The organism is Achromobacter sp., assembly GCF_049647645.1.
Taxonomy (GTDB): Bacteria; Pseudomonadota; Gammaproteobacteria; order Burkholderiales; family Burkholderiaceae_B; genus Achromobacter.
Window position 1 is genome coordinate 1 of sequence record NZ_JBARYB010000287.1, and the last position, 6268, is coordinate 6268.

5 protein-coding genes are annotated in these 6268 nt (G+C 67.8%); 1 reads left to right on the top strand and 4 read right to left on the bottom strand.

The genetic code is table 11. The features are described 5' to 3' along the window. Positions 1-131: 131 nt before the first annotated feature. Entirely contained in the window at positions 132-1091 is a 960-nt protein-coding gene (locus WBB14_RS32630; protein WP_424243433.1) for a LysR family transcriptional regulator, read from the bottom strand. A gap of 161 nt (positions 1092-1252) precedes the next feature. Here WBB14_RS32630 and WBB14_RS32635 point away from each other — a divergent pair, with 161 nt between their 5' ends. Continuing rightward, entirely contained in the window at positions 1253-2959 is a 1707-nt protein-coding gene (locus tag WBB14_RS32635; protein ID WP_424243434.1) for a thiamine pyrophosphate-binding protein, read from the top strand. Here the strand turns inward: WBB14_RS32635 and WBB14_RS32640 are convergent. The 3 genes from WBB14_RS32640 to WBB14_RS32650 form a co-directional block, all read right to left on the bottom strand. After that, on the bottom strand, positions 2947-3696 hold the full coding sequence (locus WBB14_RS32640; protein WP_424243435.1) for a class II aldolase/adducin family protein: 750 nt from the start codon (positions 3694-3696) through the stop codon (positions 2947-2949). The genes WBB14_RS32635 and WBB14_RS32640 overlap by 13 nt on opposite strands. Positions 3697-3712: 16 nt before the next feature. Then, complete coding sequence (locus tag WBB14_RS32645; protein WP_424243436.1) at positions 3713-4669, bottom strand: Bug family tripartite tricarboxylate transporter substrate binding protein; 957 nt, start codon at positions 4667-4669, stop codon at positions 3713-3715. A gap of 270 nt (positions 4670-4939) precedes the next feature. Continuing rightward, on the bottom strand, positions 4940-6268 hold a 1329-nt coding region (locus WBB14_RS32650), incomplete at its 5' end, for an aldehyde dehydrogenase (protein ID WP_424243437.1).

A 6268-nucleotide genomic window follows, 5' to 3' on the forward strand; every position in this document is an offset into this window, starting at 1 on the left:
CCCGTTTGCCGCCGATGCCGGCGCAGCGCGGCGTGCCGGTCGGGCCGCTGACGCCGGCGCCGCCGCTGCCGGTGCCAAGGTAAGTGGGTATTGGACAGGAGGCGGCAGAAAGACCGGAAAATAAACCGGAATCATGGCGGTCCAGAACGCACCTCCGCCATCCGCATATACGACCGATAAGGCTCCCGCTGGACCATCCCCTCCAGCAACTCCCGCAGGACGTCCTGTACGATCTTCACCGCCTGCGTCAGCGGCCGGTTCGACGCGGTGGCCAACATCAGGCGCGTGGACAGGGCGGGGTTGACGATCCTGCGGGCGACCAGCTGGCCGTTGTTCAACTCGCCCACCACCGCGGGCAGGGCCAGGACCGTGTGGGCCAGTCCGTTCAGCACGATTTCCTTCATCAATTCCAGCGCGTCCATTTCGAACACGACGTTCAAGGGCGTGCCGGCTTGCGCCGCCGCCTGTTCCAGCGTGCGGCGCAGGCCGTGGCTGCGCGTGGGCAGCGCCAAGGGCAGATCAGCGAGCTGCGAGAAGCCGATGGAGGACTGGGCTCGCGCGGCGGGCGACAGGTTCTGCGCGGGCGACACCAGCGCCAGGTCCAGTTCGGCCAGGGGGTCGACCACCACGTGCTGGGAACGCCGCGCGTCGTGCAGCACGGCAATGTCGACGCGGGCGTTGGCCAGCCATTCATGCACATAGCCGCTATAGCCCGTGATGACGTTGAGCTGGATGCGCGGATGGCGCTTCCAGATTTCCGCCACCAGCGGCATGCCGACCATATGGGACAGCGTAGGCGTCAGGCCCAGGGTGACCTGGCCCGAAGGCGATTTCTGCTCGTCGTGGAATTCGGTCACGACCCGCGCCATTTGCGCCAGCAAGGGGCGCAAGCTATCCAGCAGCTTCTCGCCTTCGGGCGTCAGGGACACGCCGCGGCCGTTGCGATAGAGCAGGGCGCAGCCGCATTCGTCTTCGAGCTTCCGGACCTGGCGGCCCAGCGCCGATTGCGCGATGCCGAGCACCGAGGCGGCCTTGGAGAAGCTGCCCGAATCGGCCACGTGGATCAGGTTCTCGATCTTGCGTAGGTCCATCGCGATGTCTCGCCGCCGGCACGCGCGGGCAGGCGCTCCTTGTGTGCGTTTTTTGTATATCTGATAGGCACAGTATGCCTACATGGCATCCCGCCAGCCACCCTAGAATCCAAGCGAATCCGACCCGCGCCTGCGCGCCTGCTTTTCGTTTGCCGCCATCCATGAAACCTGCTTCCGAACCGAACACGTCCTCCCACGCCTTGCTCCAGATCTTCGCCGGCAACGGCATCGACCGCGTTTTCCTGGTGCCCGGCGAAAGCTATCTGGGCGTGCTCGACGCCCTGCATGATTTCCCGGGCATCGACGTGGTGACCTGCCGGCATGAGGGTGGCGCGAGTTTCATGGCCTGCGCCGACGGCCGGCTGACGGGCCGGCCAGGCGTGGTCATGGTGTCGAGGGGACCGGGCGCGGCCAATGCGGCCATCGGCGTGCATGCCGCGCAGCAGGACGGTGTGCCGATGATCCTGCTGATCGGACAGGTGCCGCGCAAGGACCTGCGCAAGGAGGCTTTCCAGGAGATCGATTATCAGAAGATGTTCGGTTCCATCGCCAAGTGGGTCCATGAGGTGGCGGCGCCGGAAGACTTGGCCTGGGCGGCTTTCAAGGCACTGCGGGTGGCGACTTCCGGCTCGCCGGGGCCGGTGGTGCTGGTCGTCCCGGAAGACGTGCAGCAGGCGTTGGTGCAGCAACCGGACTGGCTTGCCGAGCCAGCCAGTCCGGCGCAGCCCGCGCCCGCCACGCTGCAGCGGCTGCAGGCCTTGCTGGACGCCGCGCGCAAGCCGCTGATCATCGCCGGCGGCGCCTTCAATGTGCCCGGCGGCCGCGATGCGCTGCGGCAACTGGCGGAACGACATGGCATACCTGTGGCGGTATCGTTCCGCCAGCACGACCTCTTTCCGAACAGGCACCCGCTGTACGCCGGCGACCTGGACCTGGCGACGCAGGCGGCCCAGGTCGCGGCATTCGACGCCAGCGACCTGATCCTGGCGCTGGGCACGCGCCTGGGCGACATCACCACGCAGGGCTACGCGTTCCCCGGTTATCCCAAACCCTCGCAGACGCTGGTGCACTGCCATGCCGATGCGCATTTCGTGAATCAGCATTTCGCGGCCGATGTCGGCATCGTTGCCGATCCGGTGGCTACCGCGCAGGCATTGGCGGCCTTGCCCGCCACGGGCTGCACGGCCCGCGGCGACTGGGCCGCGTCCCTGCGCGCCATCCGGGAACGCGCCTCCGCCTGGCCCAGTCCACGGGCCGACGACGGCGTGCCGTTCGTGTCCGTGGTCCGCGCCCTGGCCGAACAGGCGCCCCGCGACCTCATGGTCTGCCTGGATGCGGGCACCTTCGCCGCGCCGGTGTACCGCCATTTTCCCTTTGTCTACCCGCAGAGGCTGATGGCCTCGCAGTCCGGCGCCATGGGCTATGGCACGCCGGCGGCCATCGCCTCGCAATTGCGTCAGCCGCAAAGCAAGGTGGTGTGCCTGGCGGGCGACGGCGGCTTCATGATGACGGGCAACGAGATGATGGCCGCGGCCGAGCGCGGACTGCCGGTGTTCTTCATCGTCTCCAACAATAATAGCTACGGCTCCATCCGCCTGCATCAGGCGCGCACCTATCCCGGACGCTACGCGGGCACCAACCTGGCCAGCCCCGATTTCACGATGATGGCGCGCGCCTTCGGCATGCAGACGGAGCACATCACGCGCCAGGATCAAGTGGCTGACGCCATTGCGCGCGGGCTGGCCTCGAGCGCGCCGTACTTCCTGGAGGTCAAGACCAGCCTCGCCGCGATCCTGCCGGAAGGCGCGGACAGCGGGGCGGGCATCGATCTGCTGGGGCGGGGCCAGCCGGCGGCTCATTCGCGGTAGCCGGGATCCTTCCTGTCCATCAGGCGCAACATGGCCGGCCATTCCAGTTCGCCGAAAGGACGGCGCGTGGCGGGCTGATACAGGTGCCAGGTCTTCTCGATCACTGCCGGCGGCGGCAGGCACAGCTCGCGGTTGGCGGCCAGCGCATCGACCTGCGCCTTGCAGGCCATCTCCAGCCAGTACAGCGTGTTGAACGCCTGCGCGATGCTGGGGCCTGCCGCCAGCAGGCCATGGTTGCGCAGGATTATCGCCTCGTTCTGGCCCAGGTCCGCCACCAGCCGCGCGCGCTCGTCCAGGTCGATGGCCACGCTTTCGTAGTCGTGGTACGGGATCTTGGCGAAGCGCATGGCGGTCTGGGTTAGCGGCAGCAAGCCGCATTGCAGCGCCGACACCGCCATGCCGGCCCGCGTGTGCGTATGGATGACGCAGTGCACGTCATGGCGGGCGCCGTGCACCGCGCTGTGGATGACGTAGCCGGCGGCGTTGATGCCATATTCGCCCGGATTGCTCAGCACATTCCCGTCCAGGTCGATCTTCACCAGGCTGGACGCGGTGATTTCGTCATACAGCATGCCGTAGGGATTGATCAGCAGATGGCCCTCGGGCCCGGGTATGCGCGCCGTGATGTGGTTGTAGATGAGATCGCTCATGCCGAAATGGGACACCAGCCGGTAGCAGGCAGCCAGTTGAATGCGGGTGTCGCGTTCTTCGGGGCTCATGGAGGTAGCGATATGCATGGTTGTGATCTCCTGTTCAGTCCGAGGCTTTGACGCTGAAATCGCGTACCACCTTGCCCCACGATTCGTATTCGGACTGCATCAGCGCGCCGAATTCGGCGGGCGTGGCGGTGGTGCGGACCTGGGCGCCCAGATCCGCCAGCTTGTCGCGCACGGCGGGGTCCGTCAGCACGGTATTGACCTCGGCAGCCAGCTTTTGCTGGATCTCGGGCGGGATGCCGGCAGGCGCGATCAGGCCCAGCCAGGCGCCCATGTCAAAGCCGGGGAAGCCCTGTTCGGCGACGGTAGGCACATTCGGCAGGCTCGCGACCCGCTCCGGGGTGCTGACGGCGATCGCTTTCAGGCGGCCGGCCTTCACCAGGGCCAGGGACGACACCATGGTGTCGAAGGTGGCATAAGTCCGTCCGCCCACGATGTCCGTCTGCGCCTGGCTGCTGCCCTTGTAAGGCACGTGGATCATGCTGGCGCCGGCCTTGGCCAGCAGCACCGAGGTCACCAGATGGCTGGTGGTGCCCACGCCGGTGGTGGCGTAGGTGTACTGGTTCGGCTTGGCCTTTACCGCGGCGAGGAATTCGCTCAGGTTGTTGGCCGGATTATCCGGACTGACGACGAACAGGTAGGGCAGCCAGGTCAGCAGGCCGATGGGCGCGAAATCCTTGCGCGCGTCGTAGTTCAGGTTGGGATAGACATGCGGGTTGATGGCTTGCGGCGCGGAGGCGCCGATCATGAGCGTATAGCCGTCGGGCTTGGCGCGCGCACCCAGGCCGGCGGCGATGGAGCCGCCCGCGCCGGGCTTGTTCTCGACGATGAACTGCTGGCCCAGCCGCTGCGCCAGACGGTCGCCGACCATCCGGGCGACGGTGTCGGTGGCCGTGCCGGGTGGGAAGCCGACCAGGATGGTGACAGGCTTGGCGGGATAGGGGGCTTGCGCCCAAGCCGGTCCGGCTGCGGCCCAGGCCGAAACGGCCAGCATGGCTGCCAGCGCGGTCCGCCGCCATGATGATGGAAGTGCCCCGGGGGCGGATTGCGTTCCGCCTCGCCTTATCGCATTGCGCATCGTTGTCTCCAGTCATTGTTCTGATGGCGGGAGAGCGCCTGCGCCTGCCCGCAACGGCGCCCGGTGGGCAGTCCGTCGCCGTTCAAGGTCGCACAAGGACCGGCCGCCTTCAATGACGCTGGCGGCCAAGCAGATAACGCGGAATGGCATGGATGGCGGACGCCGCGCAGGCGTCCGCCGGGGGGATCAAACCGTCAGGCTGATCCAGGTCGTCTTCAGATCGCTGTACTTGTCCAGCGCGTGCAGCGACTTGTCGCGGCCGAAGCCGGATTGCTTGACGCCGCCGAAAGGCACGGTGATGTCGCCGTCGGCGTAGCAGTTGACCCACACCAGGCCCGCGCGCAGGCGGCGCGACAGGCGGTGGGCGCGCGACAGGTTGGCGGTCCACAGGCCAGCGCCCAGGCCGTAGATCGAGTCGTTGGCCAGCCGCACGGCGTCGTCCTCGGTGGCGAAGCGCTGCGCGGCCAGCACCGGGCCGAAGATCTCTTCGCGTACCAGGCTGTTGTCCTGGCCGGCACAATCGAAAATCGTCGGCTCGATGTAGTAGCCGCCGGTGGCGGTCCGAGCCTGGCGGCCGCCCAGGCGCAGTTGCGCACCCTCGGCGGCGCCAGCTTCGATGCGGGCCAGCACCCCGCGCATCTGCCGTTCGTCGACCATGGCGCCCATGGCGGTGGCGGGGTCCAGCGGATCGCCCGGCTGCAACGTGGCAGCGTAGTCCGCGACCTTGGCCATGAAGGTGTCGTAGATGCCGTCCTGCACGTACAGGCGCGAGCCCGCGATGCAGACTTCGCCCTGGTTGGAGAAGATGGCCAGCGCCGCAGCCTGCGCGGCGCGGTCCAGGTCGGGACAGTCCTCGAACACGATGTGCGGCGACTTGCCGCCGCATTCCAGCCAGACGCGCTTCAGGTTGGATTGGCCCGAATATTCCATGAAGCGCTTGCCGGTGGCGGTGGAGCCGGTAAAGGCGATGCAGTCGACGCCGGGATGCAGGCCCAGCGCCTGGCCGGCCTGCGCGCCCAGGCCGGGCACCACGCTGAAGACGCCGGCGGGAATGCCGGCTTCCTCGGCCAGCCCCGCCAGCCGGATGGCCGACAGCGTAGCCTGTTCGGCGGGTTTGAGGATGACGCTGTTGCCGGCTGCCAACGCCGGCGCGACCTTCCAGGCGGCCATCATCAGCGGGTAATTCCACGGCACCACCGCCGCCACCACGCCCAGGGCTTCGCGCGTGATGGTGGCCAGCGCGTCCGGGCCGGTGGGGGCGATCTCGTCGTAGATCTTGTCGATGGCTTCGGCGTACCAGGCGTAGCAGCGCGCCGTTTCCGGCACGTCGAAGGCCAGCGCGTCGCGGATGGGCTTGCCCATGTCCAGCGTTTCCAGCAGCGCCAGTTCCTCGCGGTGCGTGTCGATCAGCGCGGCCAGGCGCAGCAGATGCTGCTTGCGCTGGCGCGGCGCCAGGCCGCTCCAGACGCCGGCCTCGAAGGCGCGGCGGGCGGCCTGCACGGCGCGGTCCACGTC

Excerpts from the sequence above, each read along its gene's own strand:
- WBB14_RS32640 (WP_424243435.1), bottom strand. The coding sequence starts at position 3,696 with ATGCATATCGCTACCTCCATGAGCCCCGAAGAACGCGACACCCGCATT.
- WBB14_RS32630 (WP_424243433.1), bottom strand. The coding sequence starts at position 1,091 with ATGGACCTACGCAAGATCGAGAACCTGATCCACGTGGCCGATTCGGGC.
- WBB14_RS32635 (WP_424243434.1), top strand. The coding sequence starts at position 1,253 with ATGAAACCTGCTTCCGAACCGAACACGTCCTCCCACGCCTTGCTCCAG.
- WBB14_RS32645 (WP_424243436.1), bottom strand. The coding sequence starts at position 4,669 with ATGCTGGCCGTTTCGGCCTGGGCCGCAGCCGGACCGGCTTGGGCGCAA.